The following is a 20,414-nucleotide window of genomic DNA, read 5'->3' as shown; positions in this document are numbered from 1 at the left end:
TTCGTCACAGCGGTGAGCTGCGTCCAGCCTGCGGGGAAACACAAAGATTCCCCTATATCTCTCCCACAACTCATAGGAGGCGGAATGCGTTTTACGCGCACTTCCAAAGCACTGGGCATCGTGGCAATCGCCGCGCTTGCCCTGACCGGGTGCGGCGCCGGCGGCGGCGGCAGCACTGACGGTTCCAGCAGCGCAGCTGGCGATCCGAACAAGGTCATCACCGCCTACAGCAACGAGCCACAAAACCCGTTGCTGCCGGCTAACACCAATGAGGTGTACGGCGGCCGCGTCGTCAACCTGCTGTTCGAAGGTCTTCGCAGCTACGATGCGAACGGCAAGGCAGTTAATGCGCTGGCCGACTCCATCGATTCCACCGATGCCCAGAACTGGACCATCAAGGTCAAGCAGGGCCAGAAGTTCACCAACGGCGAGGCCATCACGGCCAAGACCTTCGTTGACTCCTGGAACTTCGCCGCAAACTCCAAGAACCTGCAGAACAACGGATTCTTCTTCGAATCGATCGCCGGTTATGAAGATGTGTCGGCAGTTGACTCGGTAAAGGGTGCTGACGGCAAGACCACCACTACTCCGGCCCCCAAGGCCGACACCATGTCCGGCCTGCAGGCAACCGACGACTCGACCATCACGGTCAAGCTCGCCCAGCCGGAGGCCGACTGGTCCCTGCGCCTTGGCTACTCCGCCTTCTACCCGCTTCCTTCCGCCGCCCTGAAGGATCCCAAGACCTACGGTGAAAACCCCGTTGGCAACGGCCCCTACAAGTTCGAAAAGCAGGGTTCCTGGGTCCACGACCAGTCCATCACCCTGGTGAAGAACGCCGACTACAAGGGCACCCGCGAAGCCAAGAACGGCGGCGTGACCTTCAAGTTCTACACCGATCCGGGCCCCGCATACACGGATCTGCAGTCGGACAACCTGGACATCACTGACGTCCTGCCGTCCAACGCCCTGAAGACGTACGTCAACGACTTCCCGGACCGCAACGCCACCAAGGCCGTGGCCACCGACTCCACCCTGAACATCCCGGGTTACAACCCGAACTTCCAGGGTGAAGCGGGCAAGCTGCGCCGCCAGGCCCTGTCCTACGCCATCAACCGCGAGGAAATCGCCAAGGTGGTCTTCAACGGCACCCGTACCCCGGCCAAGGCCTTCGCCCCGCCGGTTATCGACGGCTTCAAGGAAGGCCTCAAGGGCAGCGAGGTCCTGAACTTCGATCCCGCCAAGGCCAAGGACCTGTGGGCCCAGGCCAACAAGATCCAGCCGTACGACGATTCCAAGCCGCTCCAGATTGCTTCCAACACTGACGGTGGCAACAAGGAATGGATCGACGCCGTAGCCAACGGCTTCAAGAACAACCTCGGTATCCAGGCTGAAATCCAGCCCTTCGCCAAGTTCGCCGAAGTCCTGAACCTGCGCAAGTCCCAGCAGCTGCCGGGCCTGACCCGTGCCGGCTGGCAGGGTGACTACCCGTCCCTGTACAACTTCCTGGGACCGGTCTGGGCCACGGGCGCTTCCTCCAACTACGAGAAGTACTCGAACCCCGAGTTTGACAAGCTGCTGAAGGAAGGCCTGGCAGCCAAGAGCACGGACGAGGCAAACGCCAAGTTCAACCAGGCACAGGAGATCCTGTTCCAGGACCTGCCCGGCCTGCCGCTCTGGGACCAGGCACGTCCGATCGTGTGGAGCAACAACATCACGAAGGCCGAGACCGGCTGGAACGGTGAAATTCTCTACTACGGCATCACGGCCAAGTAGTTCCAAGATCTAACTTGCCGACAAGCTGATGGGGGTTCCGGTTACGTCCGGGCCCCCATTGGCTTGCAAGCGGCAGGAAGGCATTCATGAACGCGTTTTCCCCTTTACCGGAAGGCAGGTGATCCTGTGATCCGGTTTATTCTGCGCCGACTCCTGCAGGTGATCCCTGTTTTCCTCGGCACTACCCTCCTGGTGTACTACATGGTGTTCGCCCTCCCCGGCGACCCCATCGCCGCGCTGTTCGGCGACCGCCAGCCCCCGCAGGCAGTCATTGACACCCTGCGCAGCCAGTACAACCTCGACCAGCCCTTCTGGGTCCAGTACGGTCTGTTCCTCAAGAACCTCTTCACCTTCAACCTGGGCAACGACTTCACCGGCCAGCCCATTGCGGCCAGCCTGGCGCGTGTCTTCCCGGTAACCGCGATGCTCGCCATCGAGGCACTGGCCATCCAGGCCATCTTCGGCGTGGCCTTCGGCGTGTTCGCCGGCCTGCGCCGCGGTGGCTGGTTCGACTCCACCGTCCTGGTGGCTTCGCTGGTGGTCATCGCAGTTCCCACCTTCGTTCTCGGCTTCGTTTTCCAGCTCGTCTTCGGCGTACAGCTGGGCTGGGCCAAGCCGACAGTAGGCGCCAATGCGAACTGGGGCACCTTGTTGCTGCCCGCAATTGTTTTGGGGCTTGTTTCCTTTGCCTACGTCCTGCGCCTGACCCGCGCTTCAGTCAGCGAGAACATGAACGCCGACTACGTGCGGACTGCCACCGCCAAGGGCCTGTCACGGCCCCGGGTGGTCCTGGCACACATCCTGCGCAACTCGCTGATCCCGGTGGTGACCTACCTGGGCGCCAACCTTGGCGGCCTGATGGGCGGTGCCATCGTCACGGAGGGCATCTTCAACGTTCCCGGCGTGGGCAACAAGCTTTACCAGGCAGTCCTCCGCAGTGAAGGTCCCACCATCGTCTCCATCGTCAGCGTGTTGGTGCTGGTGTTCGTCGTGGCCAACCTGCTTGTCGATCTCCTGTACGCCTGGCTTGACCCGAGGATCCGTTATGACCAGTAATAACAGCCACTTCGTGGCCCCCATTGAAGAGACGCCGCTGCAGGCAACGGACGCCGTCAAGACTGACCAGGCCCCGCTCAGCCTGTGGGCCGACGCCTGGCGCAAGCTCCGCCGTCGTCCGCTGTTCATCATCTCGGCACTGCTGATCCTCGCCCTGATCGTCATTGCGCTGTTCCCCGGACTTTTCACGTCCACGCCGCCCAACGAAGGCTGCGAACTCGGGAACTCGGAAGGCGCCCCCACTGCCGGGCACCCGTTCGGATTCACCTTCCAGGGCTGCGACGTGTACTCCAGGGTTATCCACGGCACCCAGGCCTCGCTGTCCGTGGGCCTGCTCTCGGTGCTGTGCGTCCTGGTGATCGGCGTGACCCTTGGCGCCCTTGCCGGATACTACGGCGGCTGGATTGACGCTGTTCTTGCCCGCCTGGGTGACATCTTCTTCGCACTGCCGCTGGTCCTCGGCGCGTTGGTGATCACGCAGCTGCCCCTGTTCCGCGAGAACAAGAGCGTGTGGACCGTGGTGTTCGTCATCTCGCTCCTGGCATGGCCGCAAATGGCACGCATTACGCGCGGCGCAGTTATTGAGGTACGCAATTCCGACTTCGTCACCGCGGCGCGCTCGTTGGGTGTCTCTAAGTTCGGCGCGCTGATCCGCCACGTCCTGCCGAACGCCCTGGCTCCGATCATCGTGCTTGCAACGCTGGAACTCGGCGTGTTCATCGTGGCCGAAGCCACCCTGTCCTTCCTGGGCATTGGCCTGCCGCAGAGCATCATGTCCTGGGGTAATGACATCGCAGGCGCCCAGGCGTCCATCAGGACCCGGCCGGAAATCATGCTCTACCCGGCCGCGGCGCTGTCCATCACGGTGCTGAGCTTCATCATGCTGGGCGACGCAGTGCGTGACGCCCTCGACCCGAAGAGCCGTCAGCGATGAGAGATAAAGAGATGACAACTCCCGACGTCCGCATCGAAGAGGCCGGCACCACCGGCGTCAGGCCGCTGCTCGAAATCCGTGACCTCGCCATCACCTTCAAGACCGGCGGCGGTGAGGTCCAGGCCGTGCGGAACGCACACCTGACCATCATGCCGGGCGAAACGGTCGCCATCGTGGGGGAATCGGGTTCCGGCAAATCCACCACGGCCCTCGCGGCCATTGGCCTCCTGCCCAACAACGGCAGGGTGTCCGGCGGACAGATCCTGCTCGACGGCGAGGACATCGCCCACGCCACCGAGCAGCGCATGATCGAGCTGCGCGGCAACACGATTGGCATGGTTCCGCAGGACCCCATGTCCAACCTCAACCCCGTGTGGAAGATCGGCTACCAGGTCCGGGAAACACTGAAGGCAAACGGCCGCCCCAGCGGGCCGGACGATATTGCCAAGGTGCTCTCCGAGGCGGGGTTGCCGGACGCCAAGCGCCGGGCCAACCAGTACCCGCACGAGTTCTCGGGCGGCATGCGCCAGCGCGCGCTGATCGCTATTGGCCTCTCCTGCCAGCCGCGCCTGCTGATTGCCGACGAGCCGACATCGGCCCTCGACGTCACCGTCCAGCGGCAGATCCTGGACCACCTGGAGACGATGACCAACGAACTGGGCACCTCGGTGCTGCTGATCACCCACGACCTGGGCCTGGCAGCCGAGCGTGCAGACAAAGTGGTGGTCATGTACCAGGGCCGCGTGGTTGAAGCAGGCCCCTCGCTGGAGCTGCTCCGCAACCCGCAGCACCCGTACACCAAACGGCTCGTGGAGTCCGCGCCGTCCCTGGCCAGCCGCCGTATCCAGGCTGCCCGGGAGCAGGGCGTGGAGACCGCGGACCTGCTGGCACCGGCAGCCGAGGCGGCAAAGTCGGACACCTTCCTGCAGATCCAGGACCTGCGCAAGGTCTACAAGCTGCGCCAGGGGCTGGGCAAGGCGACGGACTTCGCGGCGGTGGACGGCGTGAGCTTCGACGTCCGGCGGGGAACCACGACGGCGATCGTGGGGGAGTCGGGTTCCGGCAAGTCCACGGTGGCAAAGATGGTGCTCCAGCTGGAAAAGCCGACGGAAGGCAGGATCCTGTTCGACGGTGTGGACACCTCTGCCCTGAAACCTGCCGAACTCTTCAAGTTCCGCAGGCGCGTCCAGCCCATTTTCCAGGATCCGTACGGCTCCCTCGATCCGATGTACAACATCTACCGCACCATTGAAGAACCGCTTCGGGTGCACAAGATCGGGGACCAGGCCAGCCGGGAGAAGAAGGTCCGCGAACTGCTGGACCAGGTGGCCCTGCCGCAGTCCACCATGCAGCGGTACCCTAACGAGCTGTCAGGCGGGCAGCGGCAGCGTGTTGCCATTGCGCGCGCACTGGCGCTTGACCCCGAGGTCATCATCTGTGACGAGGCAGTTTCCGCCCTCGATGTGCTGGTACAGGCTCAGGTGCTGAACCTGCTGGCGGACCTGCAGGCCAACCTTGGCCTGACGTATCTGTTCATTACCCACGACCTTGCCGTGGTGAGGCAGATTGCGGACCACGTGTGCGTGATGGAGAAGGGCCGCCTGGTGGAGACCGGTTCCACGGACGAGGTCTTCGAGTCGCCCAAGCAGGACTACACGAAGGCCCTGCTCAATGCCATCCCCGGCGCGAAGCTGATGCTTCCGCCCGAGGTGGCGTAGCAGGACACTTGATTCAAACGGCTGGAGCCGGGGCCTTCGGGTCCCGGCTTCAGCCGTTTTTGCCGTTCGCTCCCGTATATGCCAGCGCCTGTCCGGCTCCCGGGGCAGGGGGAACCCCGAGTTCACGCAAGCGGCGCTCCAGGACCCCGCCCAGCTGCTTCCGGCCTTCCGCATCCATATGGACCGCATCAGCAAGGTGCTGGGTCAGGTTGTATTTGGTCAGCCAGTCGCCGGCACTCACGAACGTGACCCGCTGCCGGGCTGCGATGCCCGCCAGCAGTGCGTCCACCTGGCTCCGCCGGCCGCCGCCGTCCTGGGCTCCGCGCGCAAGAGTTCCCACCATCACGATCCGCGTGCCGGGGTACCTGGCTTTCAGTGCGTCGATGAGCCGGTTGGCGTTGGAACTGATTTGCGCATCGGATGCGCCCCGGGCAGCGTCGTTGCCGCCGCCTTCAATCACGATCAGGCCTGGTTCTCCGGCCGGCAGCAGCCAATCGCCGCGTTCCAGGGCATCGATGTAGTTGCCCACTTTCCCGTTGGCAGCAGTGAACCCCGTGCCGCCGTAGCCGCAGAAGTGGACGCCGTAGCCCAGGCCCGCCAGGGCCCTGCGCGGCCAGCTGTCATCGGGTACGGACTGGGAGTCGCCGATCAGCACGGCGGTGCTTCTCGCATTCGCCACCACCAGCTCATTGCGTCCAAAGACCGGATTGCGGTAAATCTCACCCGGGAACAGTGCGGGGCGCGTCAGCACCGTTGAGAGGTCGACGCCTGACGCGTACTGGGTTGCATTAGGTTGGCCGACGGCGTCGGCCCTAAGCAGTGCGGATGGCAGGTAGCCCTCTGTGGTGGAGGCCTCATCAGGTGCCACGTCTGCCTGCTGCCCGGGGGCGGCAAGGACAAGTCCCGCGGCAAGGGCCAGCACCGCGGCGCGCGTGAGCACGCGCGCTGTACGAGGGGATTCTTTGCGGGGCGATGGGCTGCTCATCAACAGCAATAATGGGGCATTGGCGGGTATTTATCCAGTGAGTGTGACCTGGCAGGCAGAGGTGGTTCCGGGGACTGGCGGCAGCCCCGCATGCGTCCGGATTTAGGCCATCACTTGCCGCAGCGTTTAGACTGGAAGCAGACGCCCTGTGTTAAGGGCCAAGTCCGTCGTGCGTTCCAGTTGGAAATGTCGCGATACAACAGCTGACTCCACTGAATCGAGCCATTACGCATGTCTGAAACCACCACCAACACCGCGGTAGCCACTGCATCGCGCAGTGATCTGCGCAACGTCGCGATTGTGGCCCACGTTGACCACGGCAAGACCACTTTGGTCGATGCCATGCTCAAGCAGACCAATTCCTTTGCCGAGCACAACCACCTCGAAGACCGCGTGATGGACTCCGGTGACCTTGAGCGCGAAAAGGGCATCACCATCCTGGCCAAGAACACCACGGTGGCCTACAACGGTCCTTCCTCCAACGGCGAGACCATCACCATCAACGTCATCGACACCCCCGGCCACGCGGACTTCGGCGGCGAGGTGGAGCGCGGCCTGTCCATGGTCGATGGCGTCGTCCTCCTCGTTGACGCCTCCGAGGGTCCGCTGCCGCAGACCCGCTTCGTCCTCCGCAAGGCCCTTGCCGCCCACCTGCCTGTCATCCTGCTGGTCAACAAGACCGACCGTCCCGATGCCCGCATCGAGGAGGTCGTCCACGAGTCCATGGACCTGCTCCTCGGCCTGGCTTCCGACCTGGCGGACGAAGTTCCCGACCTGGACCTGGACAAGATCCTCGAAGTTCCCGTTGTTTACGCTGCAGCCAAGGTTGGCCGTGCGTCCCTCGAACAGCCCGCTGACGGCACCGCCCCGGAGAACGAGGACCTCGAGCCGCTCTTCAAGACCATTGTCGAGCACATTCCGGCCCCCACGTACAACCCCGAGGGCGTCCTGCAGGCCCACGTCACAAACCTGGATGCCTCCCCGTTCCTGGGCCGCCTCGCCCTGCTCCGCATCTACAACGGCACCCTCCGCAAGGGCCAGCAGGTGGCCTGGGCCCGCCAGAACGGTGAGCTCAAGACTGTCAAAATCACCGAACTGCTGGCCACCAAGGCACTGGAGCGCGTTCCCGCAGAATCAGCCGGCCCCGGCGAGATTGTGGCCGTCGCCGGCATCGAGGACATCACCATTGGCGAAACCCTCACCGACGTCGAGAACCCGCAGCCGCTGCCGCTGATCACCGTTGATGACCCCGCGATCTCCATGACCATCGGTATCAACACCTCCCCGCTGGCCGGCAAGGTCAAGGGCGCCAAGGTCACGGCCCGCCAGGTAAAGGACCGCCTGGACAAGGAACTGATCGGTAACGTCTCCATCAAGGTGCTCCCCACCGAGCGTCCCGATGCCTGGGAAGTCCAGGGCCGTGGCGAGCTGGCGCTGGCCATCCTGGTTGAGCAAATGCGCCGCGAGGGCTTCGAGCTCACAGTGGGCAAGCCCCAGGTGGTTACCAAGACCATCGACGGCAAGATCCATGAGCCCATGGAGCACATGACTATCGACGTGCCCGAGGAATACCTTGGCGCCGTCACGCAGCTCATGGCAGCCCGCAAGGGCCGCATGACCAACATGGCCAACCACGGTACCGGCTGGTGCCGCATGGAGTTCATCGTTCCGGCCCGTGGCCTGATCGGTTTCCGGACCCGGTTCCTCACCGACACCCGCGGTGCCGGCATTGCAGCCTCCATCTCCGAAGGCTACGAGCCCTGGGCCGGCCCCATCGAGTACCGCACCAACGGCTCCATGATCGCCGACCGCGCCGGTGTGGTCACCCCCTTCGCCATGATCAACCTGCAGGAACGCGGCTCCTTCTTCGTGAAGCCCACCTCCGAGGTGTACGAAGGCATGATCGTTGGCGAGAACTCCCGCGCCGACGACATGGACGTCAACATCACCAAGGAAAAGAAGCTCACCAACATGCGTGCCGCTTCCTCCGACACCTTCGAGAACCTGACCCCGCCGCGGGAGCTCACCCTCGAAGAGTCACTGGAGTTCGCCCGCGAGGACGAGTGCGTCGAGGTGACCCCGGAGGCCATCCGCATCCGCAAGGTGATCCTGGACACCAACGAGCGCGCCAAGGCCAACCGCGCCCGCGCCAAGGCCTAGTAACTCCGCAGGTCCACAGAACGCCACCGGTATCTACCGGTGGCGTTCTGCCTTAACGGGCTCGCCGGCGCAATGATGTAGCGGTTCATTGTGCAGGGACTGTCCGTGCACAACGAGCCGCGCTGTCACCGCGCACTGACGGTTGTCCACATAGCGGTTTCCTGGCCCTGCGTCCGGCCCCGTAAACGGCAAGCATGCAGTTATGCCGACTGTTTCCGAAGTCCTGGCTGCCCTGGGCGGCGTTGCCAGTACCCACTCGCTGTCCATGGCGGGAGTTTCGCGCCGGAACCTGGAATCGGGGGTGGCCGCAGGCTCAGTCCAACGAATTGCCCGGGGCGTCTATGCCCACCCGCAGGCGGACCCGGTGCTTATCCACGCGGGCCGCCACCACGCGGTCCTGGGCTGCGTCTCGGCTGCCGGCGCCGCTGGCCTGTGGGTTGTCAGCCAACCAGAAAGACCGCACCTGGCCGCAGCACACGGCAGGCCGATCCCGGGTTGCATGGTGCACCGGAGCAGGATTCCGCTGACACCCCTGGACGTTGTGTGCCAGTCGTTGCGCTGCCTGGCGCCCCTGGAGGGACTGACCATTGCGGAATCCGCGGTCAAGAACGGGCTCATCCAACTTCCTGCCCTGCGGGAGCGATTTCCGGCCGTCCGCGAAAAGGGCCTCCGGGAGTTGGTGGCACGGATCCGCCCCCAATCCGGGTCCGTCATCGAAACGATGGCACGGTATTTGCTGGAGGAAGCCGGGCACACGGTCGAGCTGCAGGTCAGGATCCCCGGGATGGGACACCTGGATCTACTCGTTGATGGCCTGCTCGGTATTGAGACGGATGGTTACGCCCACCACAGCAGCCGGGAGGCTTACCGCGAGGATAGACGGCGTTGGAATGCCACCGTTATCCAGGGTGTCCCAACCCTTCGGATTACCTTTGAGATGCTGCTACGCGAGCCGGACGGGTTCGTGAAGATGGTGCAGCGGGCGTTGGCTACGTACCGTACTGCGCAATGACTGCGGGAGTGGGTGCGCGGGGACAGTGCCTGCGCCGTGGGCGGCGGTGTCAGTGTGCAGCGGCGCGACGCGGGGGAGCGGGCGGCACTTTCTTGGCCGCCACCACGCGGTCAAGGGGAATCACGACGTCGGCCTGCCGGGTGCGGACGGTACAGGAACCGGCGTCGCAGGCCAGCAGATGTCCCAACGCGTCCGTGAGGCCGCCCTCGATTCGGTAGCGCACCACCACCCGGGTGCCTGGCTCGGCCGCGGCGAGGAAGCGCGCTGGCGCAGGTACTGGCTGACTCACCAGTTCATACTAGGGTGCCCGGCTAGGTTCGCGGGAACGGGCTGGGAGATAATAGGCTCAGATGTCAGATACCGGCTGTGCTGCCGGATGCAAGAGCCGGCGGGACGCCGGAACCCCAACGTGGAGAGGCCAGGGACGTGACGTACGTAATCGCGCAGCCGTGTGTGGATGTTAAGGACAAGGCATGTATTGAAGAATGCCCCGTCGACTGCATCTATGAAGGTGAGCGTTCGCTGTACATCCATCCGGATGAGTGCGTCGACTGTGGAGCCTGCGAACCGGTGTGCCCGGTTGAGGCCATCTACTACGAGGACGACACCCCGGAGGAATGGGCCGACTACTACAAAGCCAACGTTGAGTTCTTCGATGACCTCGGCTCCCCGGGCGGCGCAGCCAAGATCGGCAACACTGGCAAGGACCACCCGATGATCGCCGCCCTGCCCCCGCAGAACCAAGACCACTGACGCGGACGGACATCGTGACCGCAGCAGTGAATTCGTTTGGCCTGGATCTGCCTGATTACCCCTGGGAGGCCATGGCACCATACGTGGCCAAGGCCTCCGGGCATCCCGGCGGAGCCGTCAACCTCTCCATCGGCACGCCCGTGGATCCCACGCCGCAGCTGGTCCAGGACGCTTTGAAGGCCGCCGCGAACGCCCCCGGCTATCCCACGGTCCACGGCACACCGGCGCTGCGGGAAGCCATCGCGGGCTGGTTTGAACGGCGGCGCGGTGTGGCGGGCATGGACCCCAAGAACATCATGCCCACGGTGGGTTCCAAGGAACTCGTTGCGTGGCTGCCGCTGCTGCTGGGACTCAAGCCCGGAGACGTCGTCGTACGTCCCAAGGTGGCCTACCCCACGTACGATATCGGCGCGACCCTCGCGGGCGTCACCTCGGTGGCAACGGACAACCTGGACGAGCTGGACGAGGCCACCCGGGCGCGGGTCCGCCTCATCTGGGTCAACTCGCCGGGCAACCCCACAGGCAGCGTCAGGGACGCTGACTCCCTGAAGGCTCTGGTGGTCCAGGCCCGTGAACTGGGCGCCGTGGTGGCGTCGGACGAATGCTACGCGGAGCTCGGTTGGGGCGACTGGGACGTCCAGCGCGGCGGCCAGCGCGTCCCCAGCATCCTCGATCCCCGCGTGGCCGGTGGCTCGCACCAGGGACTGCTCGCCGTCTACTCGCTCAGCAAGCAGTCCAACCTGGCCGGCTACAGGGCAGCTTTCGTCGCCGGTGATCCGGACCTGATGCCCAACCTGGTCAACAGCCGCAAGCATGCGGGCATGATCGTGCCCTACCCCATCCAGGAAGCCATGCGGGTGGCACTGGGCGACGATGCGCATGTCGAGGCCCAGAAAGACCTGTACCGTGGCCGGCGCGAACGCCTGGTGCCCGCGCTGCTGGACTTCGGTCTGGAGATCAAGGAATCCGACGCCGGCCTGTACCTTTGGTCCACGGCAGGAGAGGGCACGTGGGATACCGTTGCCCGCTTGGCTGAGCGGGGCATCGTTGTGGGGCCAGGGGTCTTTTACGGGGACGCGGGCAATGGCTATGTGCGGGTCGCCCTGACCGGCTCGGATGAGCGCATCGACGCAGCAGTGGCGCGGCTGGCCGAAGCAGGCTCCTAAGGGTACGTAATATTCGTGTGACTCGCCGCACATCCGGTGTGTTTTAGGCCGCACGGGCGGACCCCGGATTAGTGACACCCGCTAAGGAGCGGTACTTTTTAACTGATCAATGGTGGCTTTCTACAAGAAGGCAGCCCGGGTGTTGGAACCTGTCTCTTCAGGCTTCGTGCACGGCTCACCTGATGTTGGATCAAGCTTTCGACAGAGGCCAAAGACGCCTCATGAAGGGGACTCCATGACTGAGACCAACAATGCTGCGACCCTGCTCCACGCAGGTGGCGAGCTGAAGCTCCCGCGCATCCAGGTTGTTGAAGGGAACGAAGGTTACGACGTCTCCAAGCTGCTGAAGCAGACCGGTGCCGTTACCTTCGACCCCGGCTTCATGAACACCGCAGCAACCACCTCCGCCATCACCTACATCGATGGCGATGCAGGCATCCTGCGCTACCGCGGATACCCCATCGAGCAGCTGGCGCAGCACTCCAGCTTCCTGGAGGTGTCCTACCTGCTGATCTACGGCAACCTGCCCACGCCTACTGAGCTGGATGAGTTCGACCAGAAGATCCGCCGGCACACCCTGCTGCACGAGGAACTCAAGGGCTTCTTCGGCGGCTTCCCCCGCGACGCGCACCCCATGCCGGTGCTGTCCTCGGCCGTGTCCGCGCTGTCCACCTTCTACCAGGACTCGCTGGACCCGTTCAACGCCGAGCAGGTGGAGGTTTCCACCATCCGCCTGATGGCCAAGCTGCCGGTCATCGCCGCCTACGCGCACAAGAAGTCCATCGGCCAGCCCATGCTGTACCCGGACAACTCCATGAACCTGGTGGAGAACTTCCTGCGCCTGAGCTTCGGCCTGCCTGCCGAGCAGTACGAGCTGGATCCGGTGATCGTCAAGGCACTGGACCTGCTCCTCATCCTGCACGCGGACCACGAGCAGAACTGTTCCACCTCCACCGTGCGCCTGGTGGGCTCCTCCAACGCCAACTTGTTCGCCTCTGTGTCGGCCGGCATCAACGCCCTCTTCGGACCCGCCCACGGCGGCGCCAACGAGGCCGTGCTGAAGATGCTCCGCCAGATCCAGGCCGAGGGCCTCAAGCCCGAGGACTACATGGAGAAGGTCAAGAACAAGGAAGACGGCGTCCGCCTCATGGGCTTCGGGCACCGCGTCTACAAGAACTACGATCCGCGCGCCAAGATCGTCAAGGCCACGGCCCACGAGATCCTCAGCAAGCTCGGTGGCAACGACGAACTGCTGGATATCGCCATGCGCCTGGAAGAGAAGGCGCTCAGCGATGACTACTTCATCCAGCGCAAGCTCTACCCGAACGTGGACTTCTACACCGGCCTGATCTACAAGGCCATGGGCTTCCCGGAGAAGATGTTCACCGTCCTGTTCGCCATCGGCCGCCTCCCGGGCTGGATTGCCCAGTGGCGCGAGATGATCAGCGATCCGAACACCAAGATCGGCCGCCCGCGCCAGCTGTACATCGGCGAACCGGAGCGCGACTACCCGGCCCGCTGATCCCCAGCGCCTGCCCCCAGGCACAGCAGTAATAACGACGACGGCCGCCCACCTTCCACAGGTGGGCGGCCGGTTCACTTTAATCACCATCCATTGCTGAGTAACTGCCCTTTTGGGGGCTCAAAAGGGCAGTTACGGAGCAATCGATGGCGGAGGGTCAGGAGGCGTAGCCCTGGGGGTTGTTCTTTTGCCAGCGCCAGTGGTCCTCGCACATCTGGTCCACGGTCTTGGTGGTGGACCAGCTCAGGTCCGCCAGGGCGGAGGTGGCGTCAGCCCAGAAGGCGGGGAGGTCTCCCGCACGGCGGCCGGTGATCTCGTAGGGGATGGGCTGGCCCACGGCCTTCTCGAACGAGCGCAGCACCTCGAGCACGGAGGAGCCCTTGCCGGAACCCAGGTTCCAGCGGAAGACGCCGGTGCGTCCCGCGATATGGTTCAGCGCGGCCACGTGCCCCTCGGCGAGGTCCACCACGTGGATGTAGTCGCGCAGGCAGGTGCCGTCGGGGGTGTCGTAGTCCCCGCCGAACACCATGAGCTTCTCGCGGCGGCCAACGGCCACTTGGGCGATGAACGGGACCAGGTTGTTCGGGATGCCCTGGGGGTCCTCGCCGATGCGGCCTGAGGGGTGCGCGCCCACCGGGTTGAAGTAGCGCAGCAGTGCTATGTGCCAGCGGGAGTCGGCCGCGCCGAGATCGGAGAGGATGTCCTCGATCTGCTCCTTGGTGCGCCCGTAGGGGTTGTTGGCGCCGATCTCCATCTTTTCCACGTAGGGGATGGGGTTGTGTTCGCCGTAGACGGTGGCTGAGGAGCTGAAGACGATGGACCGGACGTCATGCCTGTCCATGACGCGGATCAGGTTCAGGGTGCCCACCAGGTTGTTGTAGTAGTACTTCAGCGGCTCCTGCACTGACTCCCCGACGGCCTTGAGTCCGGCGAAGTGGATGACGGCGTCAATCGCGCTGCCGGCAAAGACCTTTTCGACGGCGGCCTCGTCCACCAGGTCAACGTGGTGGAACTCGGCGGCCTTGCCGCTGAGCTCAGCCACGCGCCGCAGCGATTCCTCGCTGGAGTTGACCAGGTTGTCGATGACGACCACGTCGTGGCCGGCTTCCTGCAGGGAAAGAACAGTGTGGGAACCGATGTAGCCGGTGCCCCCTGTAACCAAGATTTTCATGCCTCAACGCTATCCCACGCGGACCGCCCGCCGCGGCAGCGTTCCGGATGCCGGGCGCGCGGGTGCGGTGATGGAAGCACATCCGTGCTAATAAGGATGGTGCCCAAAATAGTTGACGCCGATGCCAGGCGGCAGGATGTTGTCCAGGCGGTTCTCCGCATTATCGCCGTGGACGGGCTGGAGCGGGCCTCCCTGCGGGAAGTGGCGGACGAAGCCGGGCTGGCCGTTGGTTCTGTGCGGCACTACTTCCAGGGGAGCGAGGAGCTCCTGGCCTTCTCCTTCGGCACGGTGGTGGACCGGGTGGTTTCCCGGCTGGAGGGACTGCTGCCGCCCGTCCAGGGGGCGGCCGCGGGCAGCCCCGAGCAGCGTGCAGCTGTTTTAACCCTCCTGGGCGGCATGCTTCCCCTGGATGAACGCACAGCCATGGATGCCTGTGCCTGGCTGGCCTTCAAGAACGCCGCCCGGATCAGGCCCTTCCTTGCGGGCGAGGCCGACCGCAGCCATCGTGAAGTCGCCGCCATCGTGGGTGGTGTGGTGGCTTCCCTGCTCCCGAACGATGAGCCGCAGGAGAATTTGGTGGTCGAGGCCGAACGGCTGCTGGCCACCCTGGACGGGCTGCTCATGCATGCCCTGCTGCAGCCGGGCTGGATGACCGCGCAGATGTGCCGGGACGTCCTGGAGCGGCACCTGGACGGGCTGGCACGGTGAACGGCCGGACCGCCTGCCGGCACTACCGTGAATTGGCTGCGGGAATAGACTGATAGCCGGATGCGCCGGACCGGTCATGGCGCCCCGCAGAAGCAGGCCAGGGAAGGACTTCGGATGCAGCACGCAAGCGGTTCAGGGTGGCAGATCACTACGGACACGTCCGGGCCGATGATGATTGCGCTGTACGTGCGGGACGCGGCCGGCCTGAATGGCGTGGGCCGCCCCATGTTGTCCCACGGAACGCCCAAAATCCGCCCGGCAGACCACAAGCACCTGACCTCGGATGTGGGCGGCCTCAGCGCATTGAAGACTGAATGGGAGGCCTGGTGGGAACAGCTGCTCAAGGCCTATCCGCAGTCGTCCCCGGAACTCTCTCCGCCCAGCTTCGAAGCCTTCGGCAACTCCCCGGCCCTGCAGCGGGTACTGCAGGCACATTTCGGCGCCGCGCTCACCTGGGCAAGGGAGCGCAGGAGCGAATATGCAGAGCTTGAAGCCGAACGCGTGGCCACCGGAACGGACCAGCTGCTCCAGGACATGGTGGACGACAGGCTGATGGAAGTGGGCCGGGACTCGCGGGATTTCAAGCTGACCATCATCGAGCTGCCCTTGGATGAACAGCGGGCCTGGTACCTGGAACCTGACAAGATCATCATGAGCCAGGAGCTGATGAGCCAGCCCGAGCTGTTCCGCAGCTACGTCCAGCCGGTGCTGGAAATCCTGGTCTAGCCCCCGCACAGGAGGCCGACGGCGGCCCTCAGCTGCCGCCGTCGGCCGTCCGAACGGTGATGCGCACCTGGCCGTCAGGGGAACCTGTCACCTGCCAGCCGTCGCCACTGGCGCGCTGCCACGTGTGCCCCTCCACTTCCACCCGCACGACGGAAAGGTCCTTGGCGTTGGCGACTGCCCATTGGGCAACCGACCAAGCCAGCGCCCCTTGGGAGTCCACCACCAAGGTGGCGCCGTCCACCCGGCTGTCGACGCCGCCATAGGCCTGGTCCAGTTCCGTGGCCACCGACGCGGAATTCCCGCCGGCTGTGGGGGAGCGCAGCGTGCACTGGACTCCTGCCGGCGTTTGTCCGGTGAGCCCGGACGCGAATGCCCGTCCCATTTCCTCATGCTGCGCGTACGCCTTGGGGTAGGCGGACCGCTGGACCTGCTGGGCTGCGTCGGTGATGTCCAGTGTCTCGTAGCCGGGAATCTTCACCAGCGCGTCATAGAACGCATTGACGGCGTAGTAAGGGTCCATGATCTGCGCTTCCGTGCCCCAGCCCTGGGACGGCCGCTGCTGGAAGAGTCCGCGCGAGTCCGGTCCGGCCTGGTCGCCGTGGCCGATGTTGCGCAGCTTCGACTCCTGCATGGCCGTCGCCAGGGCGATGGTGGCAGCACGCGGGGGAAGGCCCCGCCGGACCGCCGCCGCGGTGATCAAAGCCGCGTTGGACGCCTGATCTGGTGCCAGCTCCCCGGTCCGGTCGGCGGCCTTGGCTGTGCAGCGTTCCGAAACGAGGGTCTCGGAACGCTGCACAAAGTACACCGCCGTATAAATGCCTCCCGCTACCAGTGCGAGGGTGAGGAGCAGCACCGCCAGACGGCGCAGGCCGCGTCTGCGCGCCACAGACAGAGGTGCCATGAAGGAACTAGTTGGCGTGCAGGGCGTCGTTCAACTCAACGGTCTGGCCCTTGCGGGGCAGGGCCTCGACTGCTCCGGTGGTGGAGTTGCGGCGGAACAGCAGGTTGGGGACGCCGGAGAGTTCGGCGGCCTTGACGATCTTGGTGGTGTCCTCGCCCACCTCGTCCTTGGGCCCCGGAACGCGGACGCGGGTGCCTGCCGTGACGTACAGTCCCGCCTCCACCACCGAGTCGTCGCCGATGCTGATGCCCACGCCCGAGTTGGCACCCAGAAGGACGCGCTCGCCGATGGTGATCTTTTCCTTGCCGCCGCCGGAGAGGGTGCCCATGATCGAGGCACCGCCGCCAACGTCGCTGCCGTCGCCGGTGACAACGCCGGCGGAGATCCGGCCTTCCACCATGGAAGTGCCCAGCGTACCGGCGTTGAAGTTGACGAAGCCTTCATGCATGACGGTGGTGCCGGCCGCGAGGTGGGCACCCAGTCGGACCCGGTCGGCGTCGGCAATCCGAACGCCGCTGGGCACCACGTAATCCACCATGCGCGGGAACTTGTCGATGCCGTAGACGGTGACGGCACCACGGCGGCGCAGCTTTGCGCGGGTCAGTTCGAAGCCTTCGACGGCCGCCGGCCCGAAGTTGGTCCACACGACATTGGGAAGCTTGCCGAAGATGCCGTCCAGGTTGATGGTGTTGGGCTGGACCAGGCGGTGTGAGAGCAGGTGCAGCCGCAGGTAGGCATCAGCGGTGTCCGCGGGGGCCTCATCCAGGTTGATCTGGACGAAGACCACCTTCTGTTCCGTGCCGCGGTCCTCGTCGGCGCCATTCTCCGCGATGCGGGTCAGGGCTTCGTCGGCGTTTTCCACCGAGCGGAGGTCTTCCGCCGCAACACCAAGTGCCGGTGCCGGGAACCAGACGTCCAGGACTGTCGCCTCGCTGCCGGCGGTGGCGATGGTGGCCACGCCAAAGCCATAGGCGGAACGGTCACCAGCGGTTGAGGTCAGGGTTGCGGGCACGGCGGAGGAAGCGGTCTCAGTCATGTGCCCCAGTCTATCGAGGGCCGGGCGGGCGGTTCGAACTAGACTGGCTTCGTGACTGCTGAAACCGCCCCTGAACCTGCCGTATCCGCCCTTGACCTCCGCCAGGACGTGGCGTTGCTGACCGCAGCCCTGATGGATATTAACAGTGTGTCCGGCAATGAAACGCAGCTGGCGGACGCCGTCGAAGCCGCCCTGCTGGAGATTCCGCAGCTCAGCGTGGTGCGTGACGGCGACGCGATCATCGCGCGGACGGAACTCGGCCGCAGTGAGCGCGTAATCCTGGCCGGACACCTGGACACCGTCCCGCTGCCGCTCACCGAAGGCTCCAGGGGCACCGTCCCCTCCAGCTGGGAGTCCGGTGTTGCGGGCGAGGGCATCCTGTATGGCCGCGGCGCCACGGACATGAAGGGCGGCGTGGCGGTGCAGCTGGCCTTGGCCGCAGGAATGTTCGACGGCGGCGCGCAGCCCAAGCGTGATGTGACCTTTGTGTTCTACGACCACGAGGAAGTGGAGGCGGTGAAGAGCGGCCTGGGGCGCCTGGTCCGGAACCACGGAGACCTGCTGCAGGGAGACTTCGCCATCCTGCTGGAGCCGACCGACGGCACCGTGGAGGGCGGCTGCAACGGGACGAGCCGGTTCGAGGCCAGCACGGCGGGGGAGGCCGCGCACTCGGCCCGCGCGTGGATGGGGAGCAACGCCATCCACGCCGCCGCGCCCATCCTGGCCCGCCTGGCAGCCTACGAACCCCGGACCATCAACGTGGACGGGCTCGACTACCGTGAGAGCCTCAACGCGGTGAAGATCAACGGCGGCACCGCCGGCAACGTCATCCCGGACCGTTGCGTGGTGGAGATCAACTACCGGTTCGCCCCCGACAAGACGCCGGACCAGGCCGAAGCGCACGTCCGGGAACTGCTGGAAGGCTTCGACGTGGTGCGCACCGATGCCGCAGCCGGGGCCCGGCCTGGTCTGCAGCACCCCGCCGCCGCCTCCTTCGTTGCCGCCGTGGGAGCCGAGCCCAAGCCCAAATACGGCTGGACCGACGTCGCGCGCTTCAGCGAAATGGGCATCCCGGCGGTGAACTTCGGCCCCGGCGATGCGCTGCTGGCCCACAAGGATAACGAGCACGTCCACGCCGACGCCATTCGCAAATGCCTTGCCGCGCTCCAAAGCTGGCTCGCTGCCTGAGGAAGGGGTCAACAGCAGAGGGCCGGAACTCCCACGGGAGTTCCGGCCCTCTTTGGTGGGCAGCTGCGAAGACTAGGGAGCCGCAGCTTCCAGGACGTCCGGTTCCGCCTTGGCCGTTCCGCCGGCAGCCTTCTTGGAGCCGCGGCGCTCGATCCACACAGCCAGCCGGGACACCGAGATGTTGATGGCGATGTAGATGGCGGCGGCTACGAAGAATACGGGGAACAAGTACTGCGGACCCAGGAAGTCCGCCATGACCTGCACCGCGCGCAGCAGTTCACCGTATGCCACGATGTATCCGAGTGAGGTGTCCTTCAGGAGCACCACCATCTGCGCCACCAGCGAGGGCATCATTCGTCGGATGGCCTGCGGCAGCTCGATCAGCATGCGGGACTTGTAGCTGGTCAGGCCGATGGCCAGCGCCGCCTCGCGCTGTCCCTTGGGCAGGGACTGGATGCCGGCGCGGATGATTTCCGCGAAGACGGCGGCGTTGTAAAGCACCAGGCCGGCGATGACGGCGACAAAGGCAGAGGTGCGGAACCCCAGCAGGATGAAGAGCATCATCAGGACCACGGGCATGCCGCGCAGGAATTCCAAGATGATCCGCATGGGGACGCGGATGGCAGCTGCGTCCGAGATGCGCAGCAGGCAGAGCAGCAGGCCCAGCGGGAAGGCAATCACCGCAGCAATGGCTGCCGCGGAAAGCGTTGCCCCGAGGCCGTTGCCGAGCAGCCGCCATACGTCGGCCCGGGTGAAGATTTGCCAGCGGCGGCTCTCGAAGATGCCCTGCTGCCCCAGGGTCATGATGATCCAGGCCAGCAGGCCGAGAATCAGCAGGCCGCCGATGATCGAGGCAATGAGGGAGATCCGGCGTGCTTTGGGGCCGGGAACGTCGTACAGGACGGAGCTCATCGGGCAATCGCCACCTTTCGTTCAACCGTGTTGGCGAGGATTCCCAGCGGAACGGTGAGGAGCAGATAGAAGAACGCGGTGCCCAACAGGACGGTGATGACGGCGTCACCGTTGGCATTGGCCAGCTGCCGGCCGTAGCCGAACAGTTCCAGGACGAAGAACGCGCCGGCCACGGAGGAGTTTTTGACCAGGGCGATCAGGATGTTGATCAGCGGCGGGATCACCGTCCGCAGGGCCTGGGGGAGGATGATGAGCGTGAGTACCTGGCCGAACTTCATGCCGATACTGCGTGCGGCTTCGGCCTGGCCGACGGGCACGCTGTTGACACCTGAGCGGACAGCTTCGGCGATGAACGCTGCGGTGTAGGTGCTGAGGGCGATGATCGCGGCAATTTCGAACTGCTCAAACTTTACCCCAAGCCGGGGGAGCACAACGGCTGCGAAGAAGAAGGCGATGGTCAGCGGGGTGTTGCGGAGGATCTCCACGTAGACAGTGCTGAAACCGCGCAGCGCCGCTACGGGTGAAACGCGCGCCGCCGCCAGCAGGGTGCCGAGGATCAACGCGAAGACGCCGGAGACGGCGGAGAGGAAAAGTGTGCGAAGAAAACCGCTCCAGTACAGGGGCAGGTTTTCAATGATGACGTCCATAGGATCCTTCGGCTGTAAGCGTGGACGGATTAAAAGCTGTGCTGCC

General features: G+C 64.9%; 19 protein-coding genes. 12 read left to right on the top strand and 7 right to left on the bottom strand.

The window, feature by feature from the left end; genetic code table 11:
* Positions 1-84 precede the first annotated feature (84 nt).
* The 4 genes from ACFO0G_RS02005 (at position 85) to ACFO0G_RS01990 (ending at position 5,481) form a co-directional block, all read left to right on the top strand.
* Positions 85-1,773, top strand: a complete 1,689-nt coding sequence (locus ACFO0G_RS02005; protein ID WP_286398036.1) for a peptide ABC transporter substrate-binding protein — start codon at positions 85-87, stop codon at positions 1,771-1,773.
* A 126-nt stretch (positions 1,774-1,899) separates the two neighbouring features.
* The gene (locus ACFO0G_RS02000) at positions 1,900-2,829 is read left to right on the top strand and encodes an ABC transporter permease (protein ID WP_236799003.1); all 930 of its coding nucleotides are present in this window, start codon (positions 1,900-1,902) and stop codon (positions 2,827-2,829) included.
* On the top strand, positions 2,819-3,763 hold the full coding sequence (locus ACFO0G_RS01995) for an ABC transporter permease (protein WP_286398035.1): 945 nt from the start codon (positions 2,819-2,821) through the stop codon (positions 3,761-3,763). The genes ACFO0G_RS02000 and ACFO0G_RS01995 overlap by 11 nt, the downstream gene beginning before the upstream one ends.
* Positions 3,764-3,774: 11 nt before the next feature.
* A complete protein-coding gene (locus ACFO0G_RS01990; RefSeq protein ID WP_376976271.1) occupies positions 3,775-5,481 on the top strand; it encodes a dipeptide ABC transporter ATP-binding protein in 1,707 nt (568 codons plus the stop codon).
* Between the two features lie 49 nt (positions 5,482-5,530).
* Here the strand turns inward: ACFO0G_RS01990 and ACFO0G_RS01985 are convergent, their stop codons facing one another.
* A complete protein-coding gene (locus ACFO0G_RS01985) occupies positions 5,531-6,466 on the bottom strand; it encodes an SGNH/GDSL hydrolase family protein (RefSeq protein ID WP_376976270.1) in 936 nt (311 codons plus the stop codon).
* Between the two features lie 231 nt (positions 6,467-6,697).
* Here ACFO0G_RS01985 and typA point away from each other — a divergent pair, with 231 nt between their 5' ends.
* Complete coding sequence (gene typA, locus ACFO0G_RS01980) at positions 6,698-8,626, top strand: translational GTPase TypA (RefSeq protein ID WP_236798999.1); 1,929 nt, start codon at positions 6,698-6,700, stop codon at positions 8,624-8,626.
* Between the two features lie 202 nt (positions 8,627-8,828).
* Positions 8,829-9,638, top strand: a complete 810-nt coding sequence (locus tag ACFO0G_RS01975; RefSeq protein ID WP_376976269.1) for a hypothetical protein — start codon at positions 8,829-8,831, stop codon at positions 9,636-9,638.
* Between the two features lie 49 nt (positions 9,639-9,687).
* Here ACFO0G_RS01975 and ACFO0G_RS01970 read toward each other — a convergent pair whose 3' ends face one another.
* Entirely contained in the window at positions 9,688-9,927 is a 240-nt protein-coding gene (locus tag ACFO0G_RS01970) for a putative acetyltransferase (protein ID WP_376976268.1), read from the bottom strand.
* Positions 9,928-10,064: 137 nt separating this feature from the next.
* On the opposite strand from ACFO0G_RS01970, the gene fdxA reads away from it, so the two are divergent.
* From fdxA to ACFO0G_RS01955, 3 genes are all read left to right on the top strand, one after another.
* On the top strand, positions 10,065-10,391 hold the full coding sequence (fdxA, locus tag ACFO0G_RS01965; protein WP_013601705.1) for a ferredoxin: 327 nt from the start codon (positions 10,065-10,067) through the stop codon (positions 10,389-10,391).
* A 14-nt stretch (positions 10,392-10,405) separates the two neighbouring features.
* A complete protein-coding gene (dapC, locus tag ACFO0G_RS01960; RefSeq protein ID WP_286398030.1) occupies positions 10,406-11,557 on the top strand; it encodes a succinyldiaminopimelate transaminase in 1,152 nt (383 codons plus the stop codon).
* 235 nt (positions 11,558-11,792) lie between these two features.
* Positions 11,793-13,079: a citrate synthase gene (locus tag ACFO0G_RS01955; RefSeq protein WP_056334606.1), complete on the top strand. Its 1,287-nt coding sequence runs from the start codon at positions 11,793-11,795 to the stop codon at positions 13,077-13,079.
* A 157-nt stretch (positions 13,080-13,236) separates the two neighbouring features.
* Here the strand turns inward: ACFO0G_RS01955 and galE are convergent, their stop codons facing one another.
* On the bottom strand, positions 13,237-14,250 hold the full coding sequence (gene galE, locus ACFO0G_RS01950) for a UDP-glucose 4-epimerase GalE (RefSeq protein WP_376976267.1): 1,014 nt from the start codon (positions 14,248-14,250) through the stop codon (positions 13,237-13,239).
* Positions 14,251-14,349: 99 nt separating this feature from the next.
* Here galE and ACFO0G_RS01945 point away from each other — a divergent pair, with 99 nt between their 5' ends.
* Positions 14,350-14,958 (top strand): TetR/AcrR family transcriptional regulator, encoded by a 609-nt coding sequence (locus ACFO0G_RS01945; protein WP_286398026.1) that lies wholly within the window; start codon positions 14,350-14,352, stop codon positions 14,956-14,958.
* 114 nt (positions 14,959-15,072) lie between these two features.
* Positions 15,073-15,684, top strand: coding sequence for a hypothetical protein (locus ACFO0G_RS01940; protein ID WP_286398024.1), 612 nt, complete (start codon positions 15,073-15,075; stop codon positions 15,682-15,684).
* A 28-nt stretch (positions 15,685-15,712) separates the two neighbouring features.
* Here the strand turns inward: ACFO0G_RS01940 and ACFO0G_RS01935 are convergent, their stop codons facing one another.
* Positions 15,713-16,570 (bottom strand): transglycosylase SLT domain-containing protein, encoded by an 858-nt coding sequence (locus ACFO0G_RS01935; RefSeq protein WP_417281457.1) that lies wholly within the window; start codon positions 16,568-16,570, stop codon positions 15,713-15,715.
* Between the two features lie 22 nt (positions 16,571-16,592).
* Positions 16,593-17,621, bottom strand: a complete 1,029-nt coding sequence (gene dapD, locus ACFO0G_RS01930) for a 2,3,4,5-tetrahydropyridine-2,6-dicarboxylate N-succinyltransferase (protein ID WP_376976266.1) — start codon at positions 17,619-17,621, stop codon at positions 16,593-16,595.
* Positions 17,622-17,672: 51 nt separating this feature from the next.
* Between dapD and dapE the strand changes: the two genes are divergently transcribed.
* A complete protein-coding gene (dapE, locus tag ACFO0G_RS01925; protein ID WP_376976265.1) occupies positions 17,673-18,809 on the top strand; it encodes a succinyl-diaminopimelate desuccinylase in 1,137 nt (378 codons plus the stop codon).
* Between the two features lie 72 nt (positions 18,810-18,881).
* On the opposite strand, the gene ACFO0G_RS01920 is transcribed toward dapE, so the two are convergent.
* Entirely contained in the window at positions 18,882-19,721 is an 840-nt protein-coding gene (locus tag ACFO0G_RS01920; RefSeq protein WP_286398019.1) for an amino acid ABC transporter permease, read from the bottom strand.
* Entirely contained in the window at positions 19,718-20,368 is a 651-nt protein-coding gene (locus tag ACFO0G_RS01915; RefSeq protein ID WP_286398017.1) for an amino acid ABC transporter permease, read from the bottom strand. The genes ACFO0G_RS01920 and ACFO0G_RS01915 overlap by 4 nt, the downstream gene beginning before the upstream one ends.
* Positions 20,369-20,414 lie beyond the last annotated feature (46 nt).

Origin of the sequence: Arthrobacter sedimenti (assembly GCF_042652025.1) — a bacterium.
In the GTDB taxonomy this organism is placed as follows: Bacteria; Actinomycetota; Actinomycetes; order Actinomycetales; family Micrococcaceae; genus Arthrobacter; species Arthrobacter sedimenti.
This window is presented reverse-complemented; position numbering and strand designations above follow the sequence as displayed.

Coding starts and splice junctions, on each gene's coding strand:
- ACFO0G_RS01915 (WP_286398017.1), bottom strand. CDS start 20,368: ATGGACGTCATCATTGAAAACCTGCCCCTGTACTGGAGCGGTTTTCTT.
- ACFO0G_RS01990 (WP_376976271.1), top strand. CDS start 3,775: ATGACAACTCCCGACGTCCGCATCGAAGAGGCCGGCACCACCGGCGTC.
- ACFO0G_RS01995 (WP_286398035.1), top strand. CDS start 2,819: ATGACCAGTAATAACAGCCACTTCGTGGCCCCCATTGAAGAGACGCCG.
- typA (WP_236798999.1), top strand. CDS start 6,698: ATGTCTGAAACCACCACCAACACCGCGGTAGCCACTGCATCGCGCAGT.
- ACFO0G_RS02005 (WP_286398036.1), top strand. CDS start 85: ATGCGTTTTACGCGCACTTCCAAAGCACTGGGCATCGTGGCAATCGCC.
- ACFO0G_RS01920 (WP_286398019.1), bottom strand. CDS start 19,721: ATGAGCTCCGTCCTGTACGACGTTCCCGGCCCCAAAGCACGCCGGATC.
- ACFO0G_RS01955 (WP_056334606.1), top strand. CDS start 11,793: ATGACTGAGACCAACAATGCTGCGACCCTGCTCCACGCAGGTGGCGAG.
- ACFO0G_RS01975 (WP_376976269.1), top strand. CDS start 8,829: ATGCCGACTGTTTCCGAAGTCCTGGCTGCCCTGGGCGGCGTTGCCAGT.
- dapD (WP_376976266.1), bottom strand. CDS start 17,621: ATGACTGAGACCGCTTCCTCCGCCGTGCCCGCAACCCTGACCTCAACC.
- galE (WP_376976267.1), bottom strand. CDS start 14,250: ATGAAAATCTTGGTTACAGGGGGCACCGGCTACATCGGTTCCCACACT.
- ACFO0G_RS01940 (WP_286398024.1), top strand. CDS start 15,073: ATGCAGCACGCAAGCGGTTCAGGGTGGCAGATCACTACGGACACGTCC.
- ACFO0G_RS01985 (WP_376976270.1), bottom strand. CDS start 6,466: ATGAGCAGCCCATCGCCCCGCAAAGAATCCCCTCGTACAGCGCGCGTG.